At 46.1% G+C, this 23,948-nt stretch carries 17 protein-coding genes and 3 pseudogenes; 9 read left to right on the plus strand and 11 right to left on the minus strand.

From position 1 onward, the window contains the following. The first annotated feature begins 35 nt into the window (after positions 1–35). Both DYC63_RS13325 and DYC63_RS03080 read left to right on the plus strand, forming a co-directional pair. Positions 36–668: a TetR/AcrR family transcriptional regulator gene (locus tag DYC63_RS13325; protein ID WP_115217880.1), complete on the plus strand. Its 633-nt coding sequence runs from the start codon at positions 36–38 to the stop codon at positions 666–668. Then, the gene (locus DYC63_RS03080) at positions 665–1,585 is read left to right on the plus strand and encodes a DUF945 family protein (protein WP_172459388.1); all 921 of its coding nucleotides are present in this window, start codon (positions 665–667) and stop codon (positions 1,583–1,585) included. The genes DYC63_RS13325 and DYC63_RS03080 overlap by 4 nt, the downstream gene beginning before the upstream one ends. Before the next feature lie 245 nt (positions 1,586–1,830). Here DYC63_RS03080 and DYC63_RS03085 read toward each other — a convergent pair whose 3' ends face one another. After that, on the minus strand, positions 1,831–9,294 hold the full coding sequence (locus tag DYC63_RS03085; protein ID WP_115217882.1) for a GA-like domain-containing protein: 7,464 nt from the start codon (positions 9,292–9,294) through the stop codon (positions 1,831–1,833). Between the two features lie 361 nt (positions 9,295–9,655). Here DYC63_RS03085 and DYC63_RS03090 point away from each other — a divergent pair, with 361 nt between their 5' ends. The 3 genes from DYC63_RS03090 (at position 9,656) to dsbD (ending at position 13,099) form a co-directional block, all read left to right on the plus strand. Then, on the plus strand, positions 9,656–10,519 hold the full coding sequence (locus DYC63_RS03090) for a penicillin-insensitive murein endopeptidase (RefSeq protein ID WP_115217883.1): 864 nt from the start codon (positions 9,656–9,658) through the stop codon (positions 10,517–10,519). 69 nt (positions 10,520–10,588) lie between these two features. Beyond that, on the plus strand, positions 10,589–11,104 hold the full coding sequence (locus DYC63_RS03095) for a hypothetical protein (RefSeq protein ID WP_115217884.1): 516 nt from the start codon (positions 10,589–10,591) through the stop codon (positions 11,102–11,104). Between the two features lie 153 nt (positions 11,105–11,257). Next, complete coding sequence (dsbD, locus tag DYC63_RS03100; RefSeq protein ID WP_115217885.1) at positions 11,258–13,099, plus strand: protein-disulfide reductase DsbD; 1,842 nt, start codon at positions 11,258–11,260, stop codon at positions 13,097–13,099. Between the two features lie 90 nt (positions 13,100–13,189). Here the strand turns inward: dsbD and DYC63_RS13680 are convergent. Then, positions 13,190–13,288 (minus strand): annotated as a pseudogene (locus DYC63_RS13680) (IS30 family transposase); the annotation flags it as partial. Between the two features lie 98 nt (positions 13,289–13,386). Between DYC63_RS13680 and DYC63_RS03110 the strand changes: the two are divergent. Continuing rightward, positions 13,387–14,277, plus strand: a pseudogene (locus tag DYC63_RS03110) (IS256 family transposase, variant Zn-binding type); the annotation flags it as partial. A gap of 222 nt (positions 14,278–14,499) precedes the next feature. Here the strand turns inward: DYC63_RS03110 and DYC63_RS03115 are convergent. From DYC63_RS03115 to DYC63_RS03125, 3 genes are read right to left on the minus strand one after another with little or no spacing between them, the layout of a single operon-like run. Then, the gene (locus tag DYC63_RS03115) at positions 14,500–15,624 is read right to left on the minus strand and encodes an NnrS family protein (protein ID WP_115217888.1); all 1,125 of its coding nucleotides are present in this window, start codon (positions 15,622–15,624) and stop codon (positions 14,500–14,502) included. Beyond that, positions 15,621–16,346: an ABC transporter ATP-binding protein gene (locus tag DYC63_RS03120; RefSeq protein ID WP_115217889.1), complete on the minus strand. Its 726-nt coding sequence runs from the start codon at positions 16,344–16,346 to the stop codon at positions 15,621–15,623. Before DYC63_RS03120 ends, DYC63_RS03115 begins: the two co-directional genes overlap by 4 nt. Position 16,347: 1 nt before the next feature. Then, positions 16,348–17,157 (minus strand): ABC transporter permease, encoded by an 810-nt coding sequence (locus DYC63_RS03125; protein WP_115217890.1) that lies wholly within the window; start codon positions 17,155–17,157, stop codon positions 16,348–16,350. Between the two features lie 232 nt (positions 17,158–17,389). Between DYC63_RS03125 and DYC63_RS03130 the strand changes: the two genes are divergently transcribed. Both DYC63_RS03130 and DYC63_RS03135 read left to right on the plus strand, forming a co-directional pair. After that, complete coding sequence (locus DYC63_RS03130; protein ID WP_172459389.1) at positions 17,390–18,154, plus strand: substrate-binding periplasmic protein; 765 nt, start codon at positions 17,390–17,392, stop codon at positions 18,152–18,154. A 22-nt stretch (positions 18,155–18,176) separates the two neighbouring features. After that, the gene (locus tag DYC63_RS03135) at positions 18,177–18,530 is read left to right on the plus strand and encodes a RidA family protein (protein WP_115217892.1); all 354 of its coding nucleotides are present in this window, start codon (positions 18,177–18,179) and stop codon (positions 18,528–18,530) included. Between the two features lie 277 nt (positions 18,531–18,807). Here the strand turns inward: DYC63_RS03135 and torD are convergent, their stop codons facing one another. The 4 genes and pseudogenes from torD to DYC63_RS12855 form a co-directional block, all read right to left on the minus strand. Next, positions 18,808–19,470: a molecular chaperone TorD gene (gene torD, locus DYC63_RS03140; protein WP_115217893.1), complete on the minus strand. Its 663-nt coding sequence runs from the start codon at positions 19,468–19,470 to the stop codon at positions 18,808–18,810. Positions 19,471–19,528: 58 nt separating this feature from the next. Beyond that, positions 19,529–20,760 (minus strand): annotated as a pseudogene (locus DYC63_RS03145) (molybdopterin dinucleotide binding domain-containing protein); the annotation flags it as partial. Beyond that, complete coding sequence (locus DYC63_RS12850) at positions 20,694–21,026, minus strand: hypothetical protein (RefSeq protein WP_218564534.1); 333 nt, start codon at positions 21,024–21,026, stop codon at positions 20,694–20,696. The gene DYC63_RS12850 and the pseudogene DYC63_RS03145, both read right to left, overlap by 67 nt. 24 nt (positions 21,027–21,050) lie before the next feature. Continuing rightward, positions 21,051–21,365 carry a NapC/NirT family cytochrome c gene (locus DYC63_RS12855; RefSeq protein WP_218564535.1) on the minus strand — a complete coding sequence of 105 codons (315 nt, stop codon included), beginning with the start codon at positions 21,363–21,365 and terminating at the stop codon, positions 21,051–21,053. Between the two features lie 173 nt (positions 21,366–21,538). Between DYC63_RS12855 and DYC63_RS03155 the strand changes: the two genes are divergently transcribed. After that, complete coding sequence (locus tag DYC63_RS03155) at positions 21,539–21,829, plus strand: YfcZ/YiiS family protein (protein ID WP_115217894.1); 291 nt, start codon at positions 21,539–21,541, stop codon at positions 21,827–21,829. 99 nt (positions 21,830–21,928) lie between these two features. Here the strand turns inward: DYC63_RS03155 and DYC63_RS03160 are convergent, their stop codons facing one another. Both DYC63_RS03160 and DYC63_RS03165 read right to left on the minus strand, forming a co-directional pair. Next, positions 21,929–22,729 (minus strand): substrate-binding periplasmic protein, encoded by an 801-nt coding sequence (locus DYC63_RS03160; RefSeq protein WP_115217895.1) that lies wholly within the window; start codon positions 22,727–22,729, stop codon positions 21,929–21,931. A 40-nt stretch (positions 22,730–22,769) separates the two neighbouring features. After that, positions 22,770–23,423 carry a YceI family protein gene (locus DYC63_RS03165; RefSeq protein WP_115217896.1) on the minus strand — a complete coding sequence of 218 codons (654 nt, stop codon included), beginning with the start codon at positions 23,421–23,423 and terminating at the stop codon, positions 22,770–22,772. Positions 23,424–23,948: the final 525 nt, after the last annotated feature.

Below are 23,948 nucleotides of genomic sequence, written 5' to 3' on the forward strand. Positions count from 1 at the left end.
ATCCCTATAATGCGCCAAAATTTTTAGGAAACCCCATGCGCCGTACCAAAGCCGAAGCCGAGCAAACCCGCCAAGACATCTTGCATACCGCCCTGCAACTTTTTGACGAGCAGGGCTATACCGCCACCACGCTCGTGCAAATCGCCAAGCAAGTCGGCTTGACAAGAGGAGCAATCTACTGGCATTTCAAAGACAAAAGCGACATTCTGCGTGCCTTGGGCGAATATTATCTGCAACCGCACATCCAAAAAATGGCGCAAGCCCTGCACCATGAAAACAGCTGGCAGGAAAGCTGCGAAACCCTCATCGTGCTTTTCAGCCATTTTCACGACCCGCAACGCCTGCGCTTGGTGCATCTCTGCCATACCCAACGCGGCATTGCTGCGGAAAACAGCGATATTTACCAAATGATGCAGCACTACGGCAATATCTGGGAAAAGCAACTGCGCGAACTCATCGAGCGCGCCTGCGCTAAAGCGGAAATCCCCGACAATACCAATCAAGCCCTAGCTCTTATTCAAATCGGCTGCACCCTTTCGGGGCTGATTGACCTATTCGTCAAACCCCTTGCCATCACGCCGCAGGAAATCAGCCGCTACGCCCCGCATATCCTGCGCCAAACCTTTGCCAATATCGCCGCCGGACAATGCTGCGAGCCGTGCCTATGAAAATCTTGCGTCGCTGTCTGCTCGTCCTCGTCTTTATCCTATTCGGTATCTGGCTCGTCTCGCCGCCGCTTGCCGGTATCCTCATCGAAAAACGCATCGCCGCGCAACTGCCTGCATGGCAGCAGCAACTTGCCCGCCAAGGCATCGAGCTACAGCTGCACAGCTACCAGCGCGGCTACTGGCAATCGCAAGCCCTGTGGCAGATTTCGCAGCGCGGACAATCGCTAAGCCACATCCGCATGCACATTCGCCACGGTGCACTCTCCAGCGCCGGCGCCAACCTTATCCGCCTCGACTGGCAGCATGAAGCCATGCCCGAAGATCTCATCCGCCAGCCTGTGCAGGGACATATCCGTATCAACCTGCAAGCGCAATTGATTGCCGATATCCGCAGCCAAGCAGGACAGCAGTCCGGCAGCGCCGTATTGCGCCTTTCTGTGCTCCAGCCGCAAGAAGCGCATCTGCAAGCCGAAAACCTTATGATGCGCGGCGAACTGCCGCCTTTGCGCCTAAACGCACATCTGCACAGCACAAACCGCCAAAGACCAAACAGCGCCCCTGCAAACCTGCCGCCAGCGCTGCAAAAACTCATCGCGCAAGACTGGCAACTCGACGCCGACCTTATCCTTTACCCCACCCAGCCCCAAGCGGAAATCCAAGCGCGCCTAATCCTGAAAGAACAATTTAACAATGCCTTGCAACTGATTGCCCTGCGCCAACGCGGCAGCCTGATAACCTTGCTGGAAGACTCCAGCCTCAGCCTGCAACTGCCGCTTGAGCATGCAAACCCGCAGGCCGTCCTCGACTTCCTTGCCCGCCCGCCCCTGCTCTTGAAGGGCGCATTCGAGGAAAAAAATGCCGCTTGGCAAGCGCATTGGCAGGTGCAAAAAGGAAAACTCCATTCCAAAATCCTGTGAAAATATCCTCAGAAAAGTAGAAAAATAGTACAAGACGACGCTCCGCAGACAATACAAAGCGTACGGCAAAACGAGCCAAGTCCGTCATACTTTTTCAATTCTTCGACGATAGAGAGTACGGTAAAGTGAATCAAAACTGTGACTCTTTTTGAACTCTTGGACTATATCATAAGCAAATACATGATTATCTCGCCTATAAAAATCCGCCTACTTAGAGGCGGATTATTTTTAAGCTTTTAATAGATTTATATAATATTAATACCTGTTTGAATATCCAAAATATTACCACCTGCATTATTTGAGTAAGCATGGTAATTTGTGATACTTTCTCCGGAATTATCTTTAAACTCAGCCAAAGCAAAAGCATCATTGCCTTTATTCAATAATGCCGTATAAGATATGGCATTGATATCATCTGCTTCAGCTGATAAATCCTTATCGCTCATCTCTGCCAAATCAATCATTTTTGCTTTATCTATATTAACCGAATTAGCTGCTAAGGCTTTATCTGAGGTCGAACGGCTAAATGAGGTTTCATTACCTATAAGGGTTTCGCCGTTTAACGCTTTTGCACCAAGCAAAATAGTATCAACAGCCTTGTCGTGTGTATTTAAACTTATTGCGTTGTGATTTTTTGAACTAGAGTCAATCGGTGAGCCGCCAAGGATATTGCCTTCAAAACTGGTCATATGCTGTTTATTGCCCATATCAATAGCAGCATTATTATCAAAATTTTCGCCGATACTTAGCGCATCATCTTCTAGAGCATTATTTTTATCGGCGCTATATGACAGATAAACGGCTTTCCCAGATAAACGATTTCCCATACCGGAGTCGCTTAAGCTAGAAGGGTCATAATCAGTCACGGATTTATCAACCCCAATTCTAGCATATGGCTTCATGTTTGAAGCATCAACAGTCGTCACTTCAGCAATTATCGTATTGCTTTTTCCTTTCGCATGCGGAGTAAATTCAACTTTAAGTCCGTCTCTGAAATCTTCTTCGCTTAGTTGTTTTTCAAGTAAAACATCACCACCATGATGTTTGACAACTATTTTATTTCCCACCTTATAATCCCAGTCTGTCAACTTTTTAATATGCGAGAAACTGATCTTAGCAATAGCTTTTCCGTTCTCCAGATCTGTTGATCTAATCTTACCTTCCATACTCGTTTCATCCGTTTTGCCTATATTATCTTGAATAACGACACTAGGCGAACCGCTGCTCTTTTGCGCGTAACGCACGGACTCACTTTGAGCATGGGTACTATTACCTTGTTCATCAGTAACTTCTACTTTAAAAACATATTTTGTATCACCCGTTGCTGCTTCATATTGCACTTCAATAACATCTTTTTTTAAATCCTCAGATTTTAAGCTTTTATTAAGAACAGGTCCTTTTTTGCCATATTCATTCCTTCCTTCCCATGGCTTGCCATTTTCATCAGTCAATTTAATTTTATCACCGACTGAATAACCGGCATTTTTCGGCAATGTAATTCTAATAGTCACTTTTCCATTTTTAACATCTGAATTTTCAATTAAGCCATCACCACCATCCAGAATTTCAATTTTCGGCTTGCCGACTTCATCAGGCTGACCGTCTCCTGTGCTATCACCCGGCACATGAATATCCACGATCGTCTTGGCTTCGCTTTTCAGTGATTCATTACCATCGGCATCAATTACTTTTACAGCAATCTTATTAGTCAGGCCTTCCTGAGCGTTACCTCTCAGCTCGAAAGGAATAGAAAGTCCTTTCTCCACCTCTTCTTTAGTTAAAGGGCGCTTGACAATTTTCGTATCATCTCGTGTCACTATAATTGTTTGCCCGGCGGCATAACCTGCATTCTCAGGGAAACTAATCTTCACCTGCGCTTGATCTTCAGTCCCTGACACTAAATGTACTTTATGAATTTTTCCTTCCTTGCTGTCTAGCTTGCTGTCTAGAATCTCTATCACTGGCTTGCCAGCTTCATCAGCCTGTCCATCTCCAGTGCTATCGCCGACCACTCTAGTTGATGTGGTGGTTTCTTCACTGTCTTTTTTGCCGTTGCTGTCTTGGTCATTGATCGCAGGAACAGTTACTGTTTTGACTGCATTTTCACGTCCTTGCAAGACAGTTTTCTCTGTACTGTCTGTTAGAGCATCTATTGCTTTTTGTGCTTCCGCTTTAGCTGTTGCAACTTTAGCGTTCGCTGCTTCTACCGCCGCTTTTTCATCTGGATTGATCAAATTGTCGGCACTGACTTCAGTCAGTTTATCTTTTGCTTCTTTTGCCGCTTGTTCGGCAGCCGCTACCGCTGCTTCTGCCGCTTCTACTGCGTCATCTTTGTCGTTGCCATCTTGATCATTGACACTCGGCACCGCTACTGTTGCAACTTTATCCATACGTTCTTGTAAGACAGTTTTCTCTGCATTATCCGCCAGAAGATTTATCGCGACTTGGGCTTTATCTTTGGCTTCTGTAACTTTGGCATTTGCTGCTTCTACCGCCGCTTTTTCATCTGGATTGATCAAATTGTTGGCACTGACTTCAGTCAGTTTATCTTTTGCTTCTTTTGCCGCTTGTTCGGCAGCGGCTACTGCTGCTTTTGCTGTTTGGATTTTTTCCGCTGCTTCTGCCGCTTCTGCTGCGTCATCTTTGCCGTTGCTGTCTTGGTCATTGACACTCGGCACCGCTACTGTTGCAACTTTATCCATACGTTCTTGTAAGACAGTTTTCTCTGCATTATCCGCCAGAAGATTTATCGCGACTTGGGCTTTATCTTTGGCTTCTGTAACTTTGGCATTTGCTGCTTCTACCGCCGCTTTTTCATCTGGATTGATCAAATTGTTGGCACTGACTTCAGTCAGTTTATCTTGTGCATCTTTTGCCGCTTGTTCGGCAGCGGCTACTGCTGTTTCTGCTGTTTGCAGCAGTTTTTCCGCCGCTTCTGCTGCGTCATCTTTGTCGTTGCTGTCTTGGTCATTGATCGCAGGAACAGTTACTGTTTTGACTGCATTTGCGCGTCCTTGTAAGGCGGTTTTCTCTGCACTGTCTGTTAGAGCATCTATTGCTTTTTGTGCTTCCGCTTTAGCTGTTGCAACTTTAGCGTTCGCTGCTTCTACCGCCGCTTTTTCATCTGGATTGATCAGATTATCACTATTGACTTGAGCAAACATTGCTTGCGCTTCTTGCATAGCTTGTTCGGCTGCTAATACCACGTCTTGCGCTGTTTGGATTTTTTCCGCTTCGCTTTCGTCCGCATCCTTGATGCCATTATTATTAGCATCATTGACCGCAGGAACAGTTACTGATTCGACTGCATTTGCACGTTCTTGCAAGGCGGTTTTCTCTGCGCTATTCGCTAGAAGATTTATCGCGACTTGGGCTTTATCTTTAGCTTCTGCAACTTTAGCGTTCGCTGCATCTACCGCCGCTTTTTCATCTGGATTGATCAAATTGTTGGCACTGACTTCAGTCAGTTTATCTTGTGCATCTTTTGCCGCTTGCTCGGCAGCCGCTACCGCTGCTTCTGCCGCTTCTGCTGCGTCGTCTTTGCCATTGCCGTCTTGGTCATTGATCGCAGGAACACTTACTGTTGCAACTTTATCCATACGTTCTTGTAAGGCGGTTTTCTCTGCGCTATCCGCTAGAAGATTTATCGCGACTTGGGCTTTATCTTTAGCTTCTGCAACTTTAGCATTTGCTGTTTCTACTGCCGCTTTTTCATCTGGATTGATCAAATTGTTGGCACTGACTTCAGTCAGTTTATCTTTTGCTTCTTTTGCCGCTTGTTCGGCAGCGGCTACTGCTGCTTTTGCTGTTTGGATTTTTTCCGCTGCTTCTGCCGCTTCTGCTGCGTCATCTTTGCCGTTGCTGTCTTGGTCATTGACACTCGGCACCGCTACTGTTGCAACTTTATCCGTACGTTCTTGTAAGACAGTTTTCTCTGCATTATCCGCCAGAAGATTTATCGCGACTTGGGCTTTATCTTTGGCTTCTGTAACTTTGGCATTTGCTGCTTCTACCGCCGCTTTTTCATCTGGATTGATCAGATTATCACTATTGACTTGAGCAAACATTGCTTGTGCATCTTTTGCCGCTTGTTCGGCAGCGGCTACTGCTGTTTCTGCTGTTTGCAGCAGTTTTTCCGCCGCTTCTGCCGCTTCTGCTGCGTCATCTTTGTCGTTGCTGTCTTGGTCATTGATCGCAGGAACAGTTACTGTTGCAACTTTATCCATACGTCCTTGCAAGGCGATTTTCTCTGCACTGTCTGCTAGAAGATTTATCGCGACTTGGGCTTTATCTTTAGCTTCTGCAACTTTAGCATTTGCTGCTTCTACTGCCGCTTTTTCAGCTGGATTGATCAAATTGTTGGCACTGACTTCAGTCAGTTTATCTTTTGCATCTTTTGCCGCTTGTTCGGCAGCCGCTACCGCTGCTTCTGCCGCTTCTACTGCGTCATCTTTGTCGTTGCTGTCTTGGTCATTGATCGCAGGAACACTTACTGTTGCAACTTTATCCGTACGTTCTTGCAAGGCGGTTTTCTCTGCACTGTCTGTTAGAGCATCTATTGCTTTTTGTGCTTCCGCTTTAGCTGTTGCAACTTTAGCGTTCGCTGCTTCTACCGCCGTTTTTTCATCTGGATTGATCAAATTGTTGGCACTGACTTCAGCCAGTTTATCTTTTGCTTCTTTTGCCGCTTGTTCGGCAGCGGCTACTGCTGTTTCTGCTGTTTGCAACAGTTTTTTCGCTGCTTCTGCCACTTCTGCTGCGTCGTCTTTGTCGTTGCTGTCTTGGTCATTGATCGCAGGAACAGTTACTGTTTTGACTGCATTTGCGCGTCCTTGTAAGGCGGTTTTCTCTGCACTGTCTGTTAGAGCATCTATTGCTTTTTGTGCTTCCGCTTTAGCTGTTGCAACTTTAGCGTTCGCTGCTTCTACCGCCGCTTTTTCATCTGGATTGATCAGATTATCACTATTGATTTGAGCAAACATTGCTTGCGCTTCTTGCATAGCTTGTTCGGCTGCTAATACCACGTCTTGCGCTGTTTGGATTTTTTCCGCTTCGCTTTCGTCCGCATCCTTGATGCCATTATTATTAGCATCATTGACCGCAGGAACAGTTACTGTTTCGACTGCATTTGCACGTTCTTGCAAGGCGGTTTTCTCTGCGCTATTCGCTAGAAGATTTATCGCGACTTGGGCTTTATCTTTAGCTTCTGCAACTTTAGCATTTGCTGCTTCTACTGCCGCTTTTTCAGCTGGATTGATCAAATTGTTGGCACTGACTTCAGTCAGTTTATCTTTTGCTTCTTTTGCCGCTTGTTCGGCAGCCGCTACCGCTGCTTCTGCCGCTTCTACTGCGTCATCTTTGCCGTTGCCATCTTGGTCATTGATCGCAGGAACACTTACTGTTTCGACTGCATTTGCACGTTCTTGCAAGGCGGTTTTCTCTGCGCTATTCGCTAGAAGATTTATCGCGACTTGGGCTTTATCTTTAGCTTCTGCAACTTTAGCATTTGCTTCTTCTACCGCCGCTTTTTCATCTGGATTGATCAAATTGTTGGCACTGACTTCAGCCAGTTTATCTTTTGCTTCTTTTGCCGCTTGTTCGGCAGCGGCTACTGCTGTTTCTGCTGTTTGGATTTTTTCCGCTTCGCTTTCGTCCGCATCCTTGATGCCATTATTATTAGCATCATTGACCGCAGGAACAGTTACTGTTTCGACTGCATTTGCACGTTCTTGCAAGGCGGTTTTCTCTGCGCTATTCGCTAGAAGATTTATCGCGACTTGGGCTTTATCTTTAGCTTCTGCAACTTTAGCATTTGCTGCATCTACCGCCGCTTTTTCATCTGGATTGATCAAATTGTCAGCACTGACTTCAGCCAGTTTATCTTTTGCTTCTTTTGCCGCTTGTTCGGCAACGGCTACTGCTGTTTCTGCTGTTTGGAGTTTTTCCGCCGCTTCTGCCGCTTCTGCTGCGTCATCTTTGTCGTTGCCATCTTGGTCATTGACACTCGGCACCGCTACTGTTGCAACTTTATCCATACGTTCTTGTAAGACAGTTTTCTCTGCATTATCCGCCAGAAGATTTATCGCGACTTGGGCTTTATCTTTGGCTTCTGTAACTTTGGCATTTGCTGCTTCTACCGCCGCTTTTTCATCTGGATTGATCAAATTGTTGGCACTGACTTCAGTCAGTTTATCTTTTGCTTCTTTTGCCGCTTGTTCGGCAGCGGCTACTGCTGTTTCTGCTTCTTGCAGCAGTTTTTCCGCCACTTCTACTGCGTCATCTTTGTCGTTGCTGTCTTGGTCATTGATCGCAGGAACAGTTACTGTTTTGACTGCATTTGCGCGTCCTTGTAAGGCGGTTTTCTCTGCACTGTCTGTTAGAGCATCTATTGCTTTTTGTGCTTCCGCTTTAGCTGTTGCAACTTTAGCGTTCGCTGCTTCTACCGCCGCTTTTTCATCTGGATTGATCAAATTGTCGGCACTGACTTCAGTCAGTTTTGTTTGTGCTTCTTTTGCCGCTTGTTCGGCAGCCGCTACTGCTGTTTCTGCTGTTTGCAGCAGTTTTTCCGCCGCTTCTGCTGCGTCATCTTTGTCGTTGCTGTCTTGGTCATTGATCGCAGGAACAGTTACTGTTGCAACTTTATCCGTACGTTCTCGCAAGGCGGTTTTCTCTGTACTGTCTGCTAGAAGATTTATCGCAGCTTGGGCTTTATCTTTGGCTTCTGTAACTTTAGCATTTACTGCTTTTACCGCTGCTTTTTCATCTGGATTGATCAGATTATCCCTATTGACTTGAGCAAACATTGCTTGCGCTTCCTGCATAGCTTGCTCGGCGGCTAATATCGCTTCTTGTGCTGTTTGGAGTTTTTCCGCTTCGCTTTCGTCTGCATCCTTGATGCCATTATCGTTAGCGTCATTGACCTCAGGCAAAGCGACAGGAGTAATTTTATTAATTTGTGCACTCAAACTGTCTTTGCTATCCGCACCGTTTATTGCATCATTTGGCAATTTACGCACCGCATCTGCCGCTATTTTACTTGCATCGACAAGTGCCTTATTTGCATTTTCAATGGCTTGTCTTTCCGCTATTGTGATTAATCCGTCCGCCTGAGCATCTAAAAGCACTTTTTCTACCGTATTTTGTGCCGCCTGCGCAGCTTGAACCGCTGCCTTAGCGGTGGCAATTTGTGTTTGTAGACTATCTGACACTGCATTATCATTGTTATTTTTATCTTTCACGGTAAGAGCAATGCCGCCAGCCAATAGTGGCGCGGCAATCCAAGCAGGATTAAAACTCGCAGCGACCATAGGAGTTTGTATAGTTGTCAATTGCTGGGTTTTTGCCACTTGTTCTGCCAATAGGTTTACAGAATCATTAACCTGCCCGCTTTCCGGCGTAAACGGATAAAAATTGCCGTCTTCTAAGCGTCCGATGATGGCGCTCTCCGATGAATATACGGCAGGATCGTAATAATCACGGATAATCAAATCAGGCTGAGACACATCGCTACCTTCAAATGTAATCAGCAAATCATTACCCGAACGCATGGTTACGATATGTTTTGGCGCCAAACCTGTCGTTTGATCCAACAATTCATATTGCATACCTTTTTGTGCCTGAACCACAGAAGCTGCGGCCACTTTTGTTGTGATAGATAATGAATTGACTACTGATGAGTCCGTGCGAATATTGACAGTAATTGCCGCCATAATGATCTCCAATGTTTCCCAAGAGAATTAAAAAACGTCCGAAATTTAAGCAGAAAACCCGCTTTCAAATAAAGTATATCCTAGCCCAAAAATGTTTCAACACACAGAGCGACACATAAAGCGTTGTTCTACGTATTACCCTGAATTGGAAGAGGTTACACCTCTCCCACAAGATTATCCTCCCTAAAGGGAGGGGTTTCAACCGGTAAGGAAATTTTGATCTACCGCATTATCCCCAAAAGACTAATCCATACAGACTGCTTAACTATATCTTATGCCGCCAATCTATGCTTTCTCTGGCAATCGTCGACAAACGCGATTATTCTTTATTCACTCATCCTAACAGTTTAAGACAAATATCATGAAAAAAACCGCCCTCCTCTTCGCTGCCGCCTATATTTTGCAAGCCCAAGCCGCTTATAAAGAAGTTCCTAATGATTGGAGCCGCATTCAAATCCCCAGTTCTCATGCGCCGATGGCGGTCGGCAGTGCTTCCAACGGCTGCCAATTCGGTGCGCAAATTCTGCCCGAGCAAGGCATCGGCTATTTCGATATCCGCCGTTTTCGCAACCGTTTCTACGGTCAGCCCTCAACCATTGCCTTGGTGCAAAGCATGGGGCAATTTGTCTATCAAACGACCGGCGAAGCCATGCTGATCGGCGATTTAAGCCAGCCGATCGGCGGATTGATGAGTTATGCCCATGTCAGTCATCAAAACGGGCTGGATGTTGATGTGTATTTCGCCAGCGTACAACAAGGGCAAATTCCCGATAAAGACTATGAAGCCCCGACTGTGGTCGATAAAGCCAAAGGCATCATGAGATTAGAACGCTGGAAACCCGCTTACCGCCAAGCTCTGTATGCAATCGCCACGCATCCCGATACCGACCGCATTTTTGTCAATTCCATTATCAAACAGCATCTTTGCCAAACGGAAACGGACCGAGATTGGCTGCGCAAAATCCGTCCTTGGGGCGGACATGACGGGCATTTTCATGTGCGTCTGCGCTGTCCGGCAAACAATGAATTGTGTCAAAGTCAAAAACCCGTACCGGCGGGCGACGGCTGCAATGAGGGCTTAGACAAATGGATACGCGACCAAAGTAATGCCATTCTTAATCCTAAGCCGGCAAAACCGACAGCGCCGAAACCGCGCTCCGAGCCGCCGCAAACCTGCCTGATGCTGCTGCTTGAAATGCAGGGCAAATCAGGCATGAGCAAATAGCAATTCCGGCTTTGCAAATAGGCAAATGCCGCTATAATGTAAAGCCCAATTTAATAAAGGAAACAAGATATGAAATATTCTTTCTTATTCGCTTCAGCCATTGCTGCGACTTTAGCCGGCTGTGCTTCATCCAATCATGATGACAAAGCAGGAGTAGTCACACCTGCCGATGCGGCAAGCCCGAATCAGCAGGTTCCTACTTTTGAACAAGTCATACATTTAGCTTATCAATGCAGGGGCAGCGACGGCAAAGTAGCGCCTTTATTAGTCGCGGGTTACGGCATGGTGAATGGCGAGCCGGTTGCCGCTCAGCTGACAATTGGCGAATCTACATCTCCTGCCTTAGCATTAGTGAAAGACGCGCCGAATACCGATACCATCAACACCTTTTTCGGCAACGGCGTGACTTGGACGACCGAACGCGCCACTTTGCAAAACATCGGACAAGCACAAGGTATCATGCTTACTCGCCGCCAAATGATCGAAGTCAATGGCAAACAAGAAGAAGTAGACAACATCATGCTCAAAGATTGCTCAGTCGATCCGGCGGCAACCCAAAGCCTCGTGCAGCAAAAAGCCAATTAACAAGCTTTACAGCAATGATACAAAAAGGGCGTTTAGCCCTTTTTGTGTTTATGAAAGTCTTCTTTTCACCAATTGCCGCAAAAGCCTTGTGCTATCATAGCCACCCCTCGCAGGCTGAAACCCTGCCTTTATTATTATCTTGATGAGTCTGCCATGCATCTAATTCGCCATACTTTTTTGCTAATCGTCTTTTATATTTTGTCTGCTTTCGGCGCTTGGGCGCAGGACATCGCCCCTTTTAAATCCGTATTCATTCCCGAGATTAGCCAAACACCGCTGGAACAAGGCTATCAAACCGATATCCGCATTGATATTCCTACAGGCTACTATCTCTATGCCGACAAATTGCGCCTTGAAGATCCTGCGCTTGATGACATGCAGCTATACTTCAGCCCGAGCAAGGAAAAACAAGACCCCTTCTTCGGACTGGTACAAATCTATGACGAGCAACATCCTGTTCTGATTGAAATTCAGCACCCCCATCCGCAAGACAGTTTCACGCTGCACGCCCAAGGCTGCCAAGACGGCGTCATCTGCTATCCGCCGGACAAATGGCAACTCTCTCTTGCCGCCGGCAGCGACATTGCCGCCGCACCTGTCAGCAATAAAGGCTTTTTGCAGCAACAAATCGCCGCCAACTCAGCTTCCACCGCAGCTGCTCCGACTACTCCGTCCTCAAGCGCGGCAAACCCCGCTGCCGCCGCAACGCCTGCCGCCGTCCCGCCCTCCGGTCAAGAAGACGCGCTCGGACAACGCCTTGCCGCCAATTATTGGCAAACCCTGCCTTGGCTGCTGCTCTTAGGCATCGGGCTGAGCTTTACCGCCTGCGTATATCCGCTGATTCCGATTGTGACCAGCCTTGTAGTCGGCAAAAACAGCAGCAGCGCCAGAAGCTACGCTCTCATCAGTCTCTACGTGTTGGGCATGGGCTTGGCAATGGCATTGCTCGGCGCAGTATTCGGACTGTTTAACCAACTCAATCTGCAAGCCGCCCTGCAAAAACCTTGGGTCATCCTCATCGTCGCGGCATTTTTCGTGCTGCTCTCGCTGTCCATGTTCGACGTCTATACCCTGCAAACCCCGCGCTTCTTACAGAAAAAAATCGACCGCATCAGCCGCAAACAAGAGAGCGGCTCCGCCCTCGGCGCAATTATCCTAGGCGCATTATCCATCTTAATCGTTAGCCCCTGCGCCACCCCCGTACTCACCGCCTTACTCATCTACACCACACAAACCACCGCCGCCCACGGCGCGCTTGCCCTCTTTGTCTTCGGTATCGGCACCGGTTTACCGCTGCTGCTCTTTGCCGGCATGCTGCGCCGCTTTATGCCTAAAGCAGGCAATTGGATGATTGTCATCAAACAAATCTACGGCATTATGATGCTTGCCATCGCTCTATGGCTGATTACTCGCATCCTGCCGGCACTGTGGGCATGGGGCTTATGGGCATTATTCGCGCTGGCACTCGCCGTCTTCTTTGAGGTGCAGCAAGGCAGTGCCGCCGGCAAAGCCCGACATCTCTTTGCTTTTTTACGCTATCTCGCCCTGCTTGCCGCCTTTATCGCCGCACAAAACGCCCTTGCGCCCTCCTCATCTGCGCATCAAGGCAATCCGCAAAACTATCATGCACCCTTTGTGCAGCTTAACGATGCCGCCGCGCTCAAACAAGCAATGGCGGACAGCAACCAGCCCGTGATAGTGGATTTTTATGCCGACTGGTGCGTCGCCTGCAAAGTCTGGGAACGCGACATCTGGCAAAATCCCGAATTTGCGCAAAGCCTCGCCCCCTACCGCCTGCTAAAAATAGACGTTACCGCCTATACCGAAGAACACAAAGCCCTATTTCGCGAAATGAACCTTGTCGCGCCGCCGGCAGTCATCTTCTATCCGCCGCACAGCCAAAGCCTCGCCGCCGATAATGGGCGCATCATCGGCGAAATGCGCGCCAAAGACTTTAGCGCCTATTTGGCAAACAAAGAAATAGCGATGCAATAAATACAGTACCTTAAGGTCAAAATGGGATTTAGAGATGCACATTTCGTCAGGAGAAGTGCTTGGCATAATCTCATGTTGACCTTAAGAGACTATAGTATAGTCAAAGAATTGAAAAAGTATTACGGCGTTGGCGCGCCTTGCCGTACGCTCTTGTACTGTCTGCGGCTCGCCGCCTTGTACTACTTTTTCGGGGAAAGGGACATTTTAGGTGCTAAAAAGTTTGAAAAACCTTATTCTGTAAGGCTTTTAGCGAGGTCAAAAGCTTTGAACACAAAAAATGCTTTTTCTGTGGCTCAAAACAGGTCAAAAAAGACGGCAGACAAAATCATCAGCAACGATACAAATGCCGGCAATGCGGTAAGCGTTTTAGCAGCAAAAAGCGTCTTAACCCTCAAGAGTTGTGGACACTTTATAGTAGCGGCAAACAAAGCATGCAAGAGCTCGTCCAACGTTTTTCCTGCAGCCGTAAAACCATTGCTAGATATCTCAAACAAGCCCAACTTAGAGAGCCTGAACAACGGCATTTTTCATCAGTCAATATCATCATGGATACTACCTACTTTGGACGTAAATTTGGTGTGATGGTGCTGTATGACAGCATCAGCCGACAAGCCTTATCGGTCAGCGAGGTTAAATCAGAAAGCAATGCATTGTATCGACAAGCCATACGAGAGCTACAAGAAAAAGGAATACATATTCAGAGTATTATCTGCGATGGCAGAAGAGGATTAACCTCATTATTTCCCGATATTCCCATACAGCTTTGTCAATTCCACCAAGTCAAAACCATTAACCGTTATCTGACAAGAAAACCTCAAACAGCAGTGGCAGTAGATTTAAAACAACTTGCCTTAAGCCTAAAAAACAGCAGCAAAGCGGCATTTGAAGAGCATTTGAATAACTGGCATAAGCAGCATAAAGACTTTCTCAACGAACGTAGCTCAAATCCCGAAACAGGTAAATCACACTATAGGCACAAACGTTTAAGAAGTGCTTATAACAGTCTGAGGCGCAATCTGCATTGGCTTTTTACCTTTGAAGATTATCCGGAGTTAAACCTGCCAAAAACCACCAATTTGCTTGAAGGAAAATTTGGTGATCTGAAAAGACTTTTAGCTTGTCATTGCGGCATGGGAAAGGACAATAAGGTTAAGTTTATAAAAGATTATTTTGCTTAAAAAACGCTAGATAGCACCTATTTTGTCCCTTAGGGCTAAAGAACTCGAAAACAGCACCTAAAATGTCCCTTTGCTCACTTTTTCACTTCTCCGACTATAGATCGGATACTCGTATCCGACATTGCTTAAACCATAGTTCTCGGATTCAATCCGACCTGAAAAAATAAAATAACGCGGCGTGTATCAAACTGCCTGGACAATAAGTTGCCCAGGCAATCCTTACTAACGCGGTTCATTGCGGGCAAAAATACGCAGATAGCGCAGGCAATAAACGATAAAAGCGACAGCAATCGCCACGGCAGGCAGGCGGTAGATGCCGTTTATATTCGGCTCAAAGGCGGAATAGATGCCGCGCGCGCAGGCGGCGATAAGCAGCAGCGTGAGCGCAAGGCGGATATCGCTATGAAAATGCAGTTTTACGCCGCTGTGTCGCTGTCCCGCAATGCTGATAATGGTCAAAATCATCAACAGATAGACGGCGATTGCCAAAAAATGCCGCGCAAAACTGCTGTAAGCCGGTGCCAAAAGCAGTACCGCGCCCAAAGCGCTGTAACCCAGTGCCAAACTTAGGCTGACGGCATAATGCGCGCGCACATAGGCAAAGCGCAGCAGGCGCAGATGATGAAAATCATGCAGACGCGCGACAAATGCCGTGCCTGCCGCCAGATACAGCCAGCCTTGCACGCTATGGCTTGCCGCTAGGCCGGATGCGGTCGCTGCCGCCAGCCAAAAACAGGAAAGATTTTTATAATAAGGATTGGGGATAAAACGTTCGTCCAGCCGTCCGCCGTCTTCCAGGGCTTGGTTGCCGATTGCCCGCGCCACGCGAAAATTGATAATCGCGACCGCCAGCAGCATGGCGTCCACGCCGGCATGCAGATAGCGTCCTTCGCCGTTAGCGGCATAAGCTATCGCCAGCGCGATAATCAGACTGAGACAGAATAAGAGGCTAAGCTGGCGGCTGTCTTTATTACGCCAAACAAAAGAAGCGGTTAAGGCGAAGAGATAAACCCAAAAGGGCACAATCAGCCATGCGCCGATGCTTAATTGCCACAGTCCGCACAAAGCGATGCCCCATAAAACGAGCAGTCGGATGCTGTGCGCGTGCAATTTGCGGCGGTCGTCCGTCCATTCGGGCAAGGCGGTCAGCAGAAACCCCGTAAATGCCGCGCCGCCTGTCAGATGAACAAAGGCAAAGGCGTGCCAATGCAGGGGAAAATGTGCCGCCTGACTCGGTAGAAAACTGAGTGCCAGCCAAGGCAGCAGGGCAATCAGCACGGCAAAGCTAATCAAGGGGAAAAACAGGCGGAAAGGGTGTTGCAGGCTTTTCTGCCAATAATGATTCATGATTTATCCTCGGCATCGGATAGCAGGGGAATTTCCTCACCGCTGCGGATATGGGCGAAAAAGGGGCTTTGCACTTGGCGGCGTATCCATGCTTCATCACGCGCGGCATAGGGCATATCCAAATGCAGGCTTTGCAGCGCGGTGGCGGGTTTGCCGTCCAAACGCAGAATGCAGCTGCCCAGCAAGACGGCTTCGTCGCGGTCATGGGTGACCAAACAGACCGCCATGCCGGCACTGATTTTTTCGGCAATCAGCTGCTGCAATTGGCGACGCAATTGATGGTCAAGCGCGGAAAAGGGTTCGTCCATTAAGAGCAAATCGGGTTCGATAATCAGCGCCCGCGCCAAGGCGATGCGCTGACGCATACCGCCCGAAAGTTCATGCGGATATTTGGCAAAATCCGATGCGGAAAAGCCCAAACGCTGCAATAAGGGCGCAATTTCGGCTTGCCGTTCGGGCGCGACAATCGCCACATTTTCCAGCGCATTACGCCAAGGCAATAGGCGCGGTTCTTGAAATAAAAAGGCAAGCCGCTGAAAATCATGGCTGATACTGCCGTTTTTCAGGGTTTGCAAATCGGCAATCGCGCGCAAGACGGTGGTTTTGCCGCAGCCGGACGGCCCGACAAAGCAAAGACATTCGCCGCGCGCAATCTGAAACGACAGATTGTCGATAATCGGCGCGGTCATGAGTTCTATACTAATAGCGTTAGCGATAAGCATCTTAATTTCCCCGACTGCGGACAGGCAGAATCCAACGCTTCAGCGGTTCTAAGAGCGCGTATTCTACAAACATAATCAATGAGATGATGATAATCACATAAGCCATGACGTCGGTGGTGTCCAACATCGCGCGCGCACTTGCCAATGCCGAGCCGATGCCTTGATTACCGCCCAAAAGCTCCGCCATCACGGTAATTTTCAAACCCGAACCGGTGGCAACAATCAAAGCCGGCAGCAATTGCTGGCTTAAATGCGGCAAATACAATTGCTTAAGGCGTGCCGCAAAAGGCAGACGATACACTTTCAGCATTTCTTTCAATTCTTCGCTCATGCTCATCATGCCCATCATCGCCGCAGCAAAGAGCATCGGCAAAACCGTGATCGCTACCGTGAAAATTGCGCTGGTCGAGCCCATGCCGAACCAGAAAATCGCCAGTACAATCCAGACAATCGGCGGCATACCCAGTAACAGCGTAATCAAAGGACGCAGCAAGAGCGCTAAAGTGCGGCTCATGCCCGCCAATAAACCGCCGCTAATGCCTAATATGATTGCCAAAGACAAGCCGTAAGCGCCGTGATACATCGTTGTGGCAATGGTTTCCCGCCCTAAGGTTTCCTGCAAAATGCCGAACACGCGCCGCAATACGTCCAAAGGCGTCGGCAAAATCAGCGCGCCCAAATGCTCGTAAGACAAATGCCACAGCGCAAACACGCCGGCAATCGTGGCAAGGGCAGGAAAAATCCCCCACACATAAGACAATGCGCCGCGCCATTTGCCGCCCTGCTGAATCTGTCCGCGCTCGATAATCATGACAATCCTAAGCTAAATAAGTCGATTTATCATAAATGATAACAGGTTTTTCAGCACTTGATTTATATCAAGTGCAAAATAGATTCAAATTATTTTTATTGAAATAAAAACCTTTTAAAGACTATATTATTTTGACAATAATAAATCCACCGTCTAATCGATTGACTTTTCTTTTTTAGAATGCTAAAAATATTATTGATTATTAATTTCAAATTTAATATGGAGAATGAATATGTTTAAGAGATTACTGGCAACTTCCTTGGCTTTCAGCCTGTTTTCCTTATCGGCGCAGACGACAGGTGAAAGCTACACCGCACTCGTCGAGCCGAATTATCCGCCTTTTGATTTTTCCGATGAAAATGGCATTCCCATCGGCTTTGACGTAGATATTTTAAAAGCAATTGCCGAAAAACAAGGCTTTACTATAGAGTTTATTGCTAGACCTACGAATGAAATTATTTCAGGTCTTGAGGCAGGCAACCATCATATCGGCGCGGCGGGTTTTGGTGAAGATGAAGAAGGAAATAATTTACTTTCTGCCCCCTATGCTTATGGTCATGATGTGGTCATGACTCAAACTAATACGCAAAAAATCGCTCATCTTGCCGATTTAAGCCATTTAACCGTCACCACGCAAGATGACACAAGTTATGCCGAAGATTTGCTGACTTTATTCGCCGATGATAAAAGCAAACTCAATCTGCAAAAAACCAGTTTTCTCGCCTTTAGAGAATTTGCAAGAGGCAAAGCGGAGGCTTTATTAGGCAGCCGTGAAACAAGCGAATATTATGCCGCACAATTTCCTAATTTGACTTTCAGTATTCATGAATTAGAAGGTGCGCGTTATAAAAAATACAAACTGTATTTCATTATTTCGCCGCAGCACGCTCCTTTGCGCGATAAAATCAATGCCGGATTGCAGCAATTGATTGATGACGGCAGTTATCAGAAAATTTATCAGCAATGGTTTAAGCGCGAAGCAGAAATCCCCCGCTAAGCGCTAAAGATAAGGAGTAAGTATGAGCACAATTCAAAGACTCGGCAGCAATCAACGTTTATCGGAAGCCGTAGTGGCAAAGGGTTTTATTTTTCTCTCCGGCATGGTGCCGGAAAGTCTGGATGCAAGCGTCAAAACCCAGACAGAAGAAGTTTTAGCACAAATTGATCAATGGCTTGAACAATGCGGTTCGGATAAAAGCCATCTGCTGGAAGCCACTATTTTTTTAACGGATATGGCAGATTATGATGAAATGAATGCTGCTTGGGATGCTTGGGTGGATTCAAACAATGCGCCTGCGCGTGCCTGCGTGCAAGCCCTAATTGCCAAACCCGAGTGGAAGGTAGAGATAAAAGTATCTGCCCTGCAGAAATAAGACGCAAACTATCGTCGGAGAAGTGGAAATTAGTAAAGGCGGCAAGCCGCAGACAGTACAAGAGCGCACAGCAAGGCGAGTCAAGTCCTTCATACTTTTCAATTCTTCGACGCTCTCTAGCCCAAAGACTTAATTACTGCTGCGCTTAAGCATATCTCATATCAGAGAAAGCTTAAGCGCAGCATTTTTCATGTTTGCATAAACTATCCTCAGAGAAGCCGAAAAAACATACAAAACAAGACTATGCTCAGTAGTTTTTAACTCTCCAAAACAGCCCTTATTCTCCGCGCAAATAGGCTTTGTCAGCTTGCACAAAGGCGAGCAAAAGCGCGGCAAGGGCGGGATAGACTTTGGTTTTCAAGTGCAGTTGGCGGCAGCGCACTTCCCATAGCGGCAGCCAATTAAGCAGGGCTTCTTCGAGAAAGCGGGCTTGTTCTGCGGCGGCGTTTGTCGGCGCTTGCCGTTCTGTTTGCAGCCAATGGGCGAAGACCGCCAGAAAGACCGCCAAATGGTCGGCAGGTTCTTTGAAATCGCTATGAATTTGCAGTTGCTGTTCTCGTAGAAATGCACGCATGCGCTTTTCCGCATCGCCGTAGAGTTTTTTATCGGCTTCCACATACCAAGAGGCATAAGGTGTGGCGCAGTAGTCGGCGGCGAGTAGGAAGGCGGCGGCAAAATCCGCCGCGATTTCCAAGCGGCGGTCCGGAAAACTGAGGGCTTCATTAAGCGCTTGCTGCATGTGTCGGCTTTCTTGCTCCAGTCCGCAGGCTGCGAAATATTCCCAGAGTTGGGCGGCGGCAGGGCTTTGGTAGCGGGCTAAGTCCGCCGCGCTGCGTTCGACGGCTAGCCAGTCGGCAAACCATTGGTAGATGAGGGCGCGTTGCGCGGCGATGAGGGAAAAGCTGTCTTCAAATGTTGTGTACGGTTTATTGTCGTTCATGTGAGTGGATTGGATTTTGACAGAAAACAGCGGGCAGATGCCCGCTGTTATGTTGCGATTAATGCGGTTCTACAACCTCGCCTTGTAAATTCACATACGTCGGCCCGCCGAATGCGCTTACTGTCGGCGCTTCGCCTGTGTATTTTTCAATTTCCACGAGGCAGGTGTTGACGCTCGGTCCTTGCGAGAGTTCGGAGGCGGCGATGTCGATGGTCAGGGTATTGGGGTCGCCGAGGTATCCAAAGCGCCGATTTCCGCGCCTGTCGGCCCGTACCAAGCGCCTTCTTGAATCCGCACGACATTAGCGGGGAAGTCGTCCGAGACGACTGCGCCGGCAAGCAATTGTCCGCGGTCATTAAAGACGCGCAGCAAATCGCCGTTTTGAATACCGCGTTTTGTGGCGTCTTCAGGCGAGATGTAGATGGGTTCGCGTCCTTGCACGGTATAAATGGCGCGGCGTGTTTCCGATTCGCAGGTTTGCGAGTGCAGGCGGGTGTCGGGGTGTGCGGATTGCAGCCACAGCGGGTATTTGTCGGATTGGCGTCCGCCCATCGAGCGTTCGGTTTTTTCCATCCAAATGGGGTGTCCTTTGCAGTCGCTCATGCCGAATGAGGCGAGTTTGCGGCTGTAGATTTCGATAAATCCCGAAGGCGTACCCAAGGCATTGACTTCAGGGTCTTCGCGGAAGTCGGCATGGCGTACCCAAGGTTTGCCTTCAGGGAATAGGGCGTAGCCTTTTTGCCAGAATTCCTCAAAGGGCGGGATGTGGAAGTCTTTGCGTCCGTTGTCGGCGCGGCATTCTTCGTAAAGATGCTCGACCCATTGCATTTCGTTCATGGCGCGACTGTATTCTTCGTCGCGTCCCATGCGTTTGCAGAATTCGCGCCAGATGTCGAAGTCGGAGCGCGAGTGGTAGGGCGGATCGACCAGTTTTTGCATGGCGATGATGCCGCGGTTGCTGTAAGAGCCGTAGGCGTCGATGTCGTTGCGCTCGTAGGGCGTGCAGGCAGGCAGAACCAAATCCGCAAAGCGGCAGGTTGCCGTCCAGTTGTAGTCCACCGCGACGACGGTTTCCAGTTCCAAATAGGCTTTTTTCATGCGGTTGCGGTCTTGATGGCGATGCCATTGGTTACAACCGGAAAAAATTGCCATTTTATACGGCGGCAGTTTGACGGTATGTCCGTTGAAACGGATTTCTTTGCCCGGTTCAAGCAAGGCATCAATCACGCGCGCCACAGGAATGGTGGCGCTGTAGCCTTGGTAATTGCTATTATCGTGGCGCGGTTTGCGTCTTGCTGCCATTCCAAACCGGTCAGCTCGTCTTCTTTGCTCTCATTGATGCGGATATTGCCGTCAGCGGTGGCGAAATCCTTATCCAAAATTGCTGCGGTAATATTTAAACCGAAATTGCTGTACAACACCCGTCCGAAACCTTTGTTTTTACGCCACAAATCCAGCTCGATTTGCACCGCATCGCCTTTGGATTGCAAGACCTTCACCGGCGTAGCGATTTCCAAAGCGCCGATATTCTTGCCTAAAGCCTCGTCGGCAAACAAATCCTGCGGCGAGACGTTGTAATATTACTGCTGATTTTCAAGCGTCAACCCGTGTGCGGCAGACACCAAAGTATCAAACAAAGGATTATGCGCTCCTTTCATATCGGACAATTGATGCGCGATGCCCTTATGGCAATCGATACAGCTGGTATTGTTTTCCGCCGCGCGACGCATCACCATCTGCGAAGTCACCCGCATTTTTGAGAAATCCATGCTGTCGTAATCATGGCAATTACGGCACTCTTTCGAAAGAAAAAAATCGGCATCATGCCGAAAACCATAAAGTAAAATATTTATCGTATTTAAATTATTATGGCTAAAAAAAGCCTTGTCAAACACCAGACAAAAAATTTTTTGCGCGAAAAATCCTTGTCTTGAAATCTTTAATCAATAACAATGATTTATCAATAAGGATGAAAACAGTCTCATATTTCATAAAATATTTCCGCAATCGGTGCTGAAAAGTAGTATAATCAGCCCTCGGAGCACATTTTTACATCATGGAGCATACAATGAGCGAAACTAGCAATCCGGAAGAAGTGATTAACTGCTGCTGCTGCGTAGAAATCGGCAGCATCATTGACGGCAGCGAATGCCTGGTAGAAATCGATCAGCATTTTGCCGAACAGGCGCAGGCGCAAGCTGCGCTCGATTTTCTCACCCAAAAAGCCAGAGCCGCCGAAAGCGAGCCTTGCCAAATCAGCAGCGAGATTCAAGCCACAGAGGAAGGCTACCGATTGAAAGCCGGTTTCGCCTTTGCCTGCCAAGCGGAAGCCATGATTTTCCAATTAGCTACGCGCTAAGGCGCGTACATTCTTGTACTGTCTGCGACTCACCGCCTTGTACTTTTTCACTTCTCCGACTATATGATTAATTATAAATAATATATGGGGTCAGAATGTTCAAAACCATTTTTTAAAAATAGTTTGATAAGTTCCATCAGCTTTCATATCTGTCAAGGCTTTGTTTATATTTTCTACTAATTGAGAATTTTCTTTATTCAATAAAAACCCATAATATTCCTGTGGGTAATTATAATCAATTGAAAAATACAAAGGAGTGTTTTTATCAGAATATTTCTCAACAAAATAAGGTATTACAAAAGAGTTGCTAATTGCTGCAATTGTTTCATCTTTGATTACATTTTTAATAGCAAGCCAATCACTACCTGTATAGTGGATGTCTAATTTTTCACTTTCTTTGTAGGTGTGTAATATATTATAAAAACCATCCATAGGGCTGTTTTTTATACTAACAGATTTGTCTTTTAAGTCTTTAAGTGATTTAATTTTTCTATCCTTGCTAATAATTGTAATTGGATATGCATCTAAATAAGGAATAGTCATTGCATATTGATTTTTTCTTTCTTCAGTAATGCCGATACTCCCTGATAAAATATCATATTGCTTATTTCTTAAGCTATCAAATAAATGACTTTTTGGTTGATACCTATATTCAAACTTATAACTGTTTCTTTTTGCAATTTCCTGTAAAATATCATATTCAAACCCTTGAATCTTACCATGCTCATCAACATAATTTAACGGTGCATTATCTGTTGCAGATGAAATAAACCCAACTTTAATTATCTCCTGCGTAGATAAGTTTTCTCTTTCTGGGATAGTAGCATTCTTCTCTATGTTTTTATCTTTACAAGAACTAAACACTAAAGCAATTAGAGATATAAAAATAATTTTTTTCATAAAATTTAACCTTGCGTAGAATAATCACATTGATAATTAATCATAATGGACGAAAAAATTCACCTTTAAATGTAATGGGAATGTCGGGAAGTATTTCAGATAAATTCATAACTTCTGTCATTTTTTGTAGACCATCTTTCATGCCAAAATTTGCTACGCTTAGTATAACAGGTTGGTTCGTTTTTACTGATAATATTGATGGTTCAATTCTAGTGATTATTAGATCTGCATCTAAATTAGATTGTATACCATGTAAATCTAATGTAATTGGCTGTGTAATTTGAATTGACTCGTTAAGTTTTAATTGATTTATCTGTTCCGCATCTAAATTGGATGTAATAGAGGCTGTTGTAAAAGTTTCTGTTTCAAATAACCAGTCTCTAATTCTTTGGTCACGGATAATAATATTTGTATTAACACTTGCTAAATCAATTTCTAATTTAAATTGCCCTTTTTTATTAAAAAAGGCAGAGTATTCAGTAAAATTTCCCATTTCTTCAATGTGATTTCCTTTGCTATCTATTTTTGTGCTGGAAAAAATAATATCTGCATTTTTTAAAGCCCAATCAGCATTATCTGTCGGCACAATATTATGATTTATTTGAGTTTGTTTAGAAGGTTCAACATTGCTTTCTGATTCGGGCGAACAACCTACTAATATTAACATTAGAAAAATTAAGGCATTTTTGTGCATGAATGGTTCCTAAATTACTATTAAAAAGATATTTCAATTTAAAGGAATAAAGAAGATAATTTTGTGTCATAAATACAGTTAATATTTTTTAAAAGACAATAGGGTATATGTTATAAAATACTCCATAAAAATTTATGATTTAGTGCAGTGCTATTTGTCATAAACTACATCAATGAACCACGATAATCGTTACTAATATCGAAATAAAAAACTTTTGTCATTTCTATCAAAGGTAGATAAAATTAACTTAGTTTAATTTATAATGATTATATTTTGATTTCCAGCTTATATATATAAGCTAGAAATACTATATTTAAGCATTTTTATTGTAGATTATGTATCCATTTACCTAAATCTAATTTTTATACTATGTACAAAGACTATAATAAAAAAGTATTCTCCAATATAAATCTTTATTTTTTTATGAACCCCCTTCCATCATTATAAGGAAAAGATGATTCATGATACTGTATTTTGATTTGCTTATCTTGATTATCAGAGTCTAAATCAAAAGGAAGCTTATTT

Origin of the sequence: Suttonella indologenes, assembly GCF_900460215.1 — a bacterium.
Classification (GTDB): domain Bacteria; phylum Pseudomonadota; class Gammaproteobacteria; order Cardiobacteriales; family Cardiobacteriaceae; genus Suttonella; species Suttonella indologenes.

What these genes read in the sequence shown, in the direction of transcription:
- DYC63_RS13325 (WP_115217880.1), top strand. Translation starts at nt 36, where the DNA reads ATGCGCCGTACCAAAGCCGAAGCCGAGCAAACCCGCCAAGACATCTTG.
- DYC63_RS03080 (WP_172459388.1), top strand. Translation starts at nt 665, where the DNA reads ATGAAAATCTTGCGTCGCTGTCTGCTCGTCCTCGTCTTTATCCTATTC.
- DYC63_RS03085 (WP_115217882.1), bottom strand. Translation starts at nt 9,294, where the DNA reads ATGGCGGCAATTACTGTCAATATTCGCACGGACTCATCAGTAGTCAAT.
- DYC63_RS03090 (WP_115217883.1), top strand. Translation starts at nt 9,656, where the DNA reads ATGAAAAAAACCGCCCTCCTCTTCGCTGCCGCCTATATTTTGCAAGCC.
- DYC63_RS03095 (WP_115217884.1), top strand. Translation starts at nt 10,589, where the DNA reads ATGAAATATTCTTTCTTATTCGCTTCAGCCATTGCTGCGACTTTAGCC.
- dsbD (WP_115217885.1), top strand. Translation starts at nt 11,258, where the DNA reads ATGCATCTAATTCGCCATACTTTTTTGCTAATCGTCTTTTATATTTTG.
- DYC63_RS03115 (WP_115217888.1), bottom strand. Translation starts at nt 15,624, where the DNA reads ATGAATCATTATTGGCAGAAAAGCCTGCAACACCCTTTCCGCCTGTTT.
- DYC63_RS03120 (WP_115217889.1), bottom strand. Translation starts at nt 16,346, where the DNA reads ATGCTTATCGCTAACGCTATTAGTATAGAACTCATGACCGCGCCGATT.
- DYC63_RS03125 (WP_115217890.1), bottom strand. Translation starts at nt 17,157, where the DNA reads ATGATTATCGAGCGCGGACAGATTCAGCAGGGCGGCAAATGGCGCGGC.
- DYC63_RS03130 (WP_172459389.1), top strand. Translation starts at nt 17,390, where the DNA reads ATGTTTAAGAGATTACTGGCAACTTCCTTGGCTTTCAGCCTGTTTTCC.
- DYC63_RS03135 (WP_115217892.1), top strand. Translation starts at nt 18,177, where the DNA reads ATGAGCACAATTCAAAGACTCGGCAGCAATCAACGTTTATCGGAAGCC.
- torD (WP_115217893.1), bottom strand. Translation starts at nt 19,470, where the DNA reads ATGAACGACAATAAACCGTACACAACATTTGAAGACAGCTTTTCCCTC.
- DYC63_RS03155 (WP_115217894.1), top strand. Translation starts at nt 21,539, where the DNA reads ATGAGCGAAACTAGCAATCCGGAAGAAGTGATTAACTGCTGCTGCTGC.
- DYC63_RS03160 (WP_115217895.1), bottom strand. Translation starts at nt 22,729, where the DNA reads ATGAAAAAAATTATTTTTATATCTCTAATTGCTTTAGTGTTTAGTTCT.
- DYC63_RS03165 (WP_115217896.1), bottom strand. Translation starts at nt 23,423, where the DNA reads ATGCACAAAAATGCCTTAATTTTTCTAATGTTAATATTAGTAGGTTGT.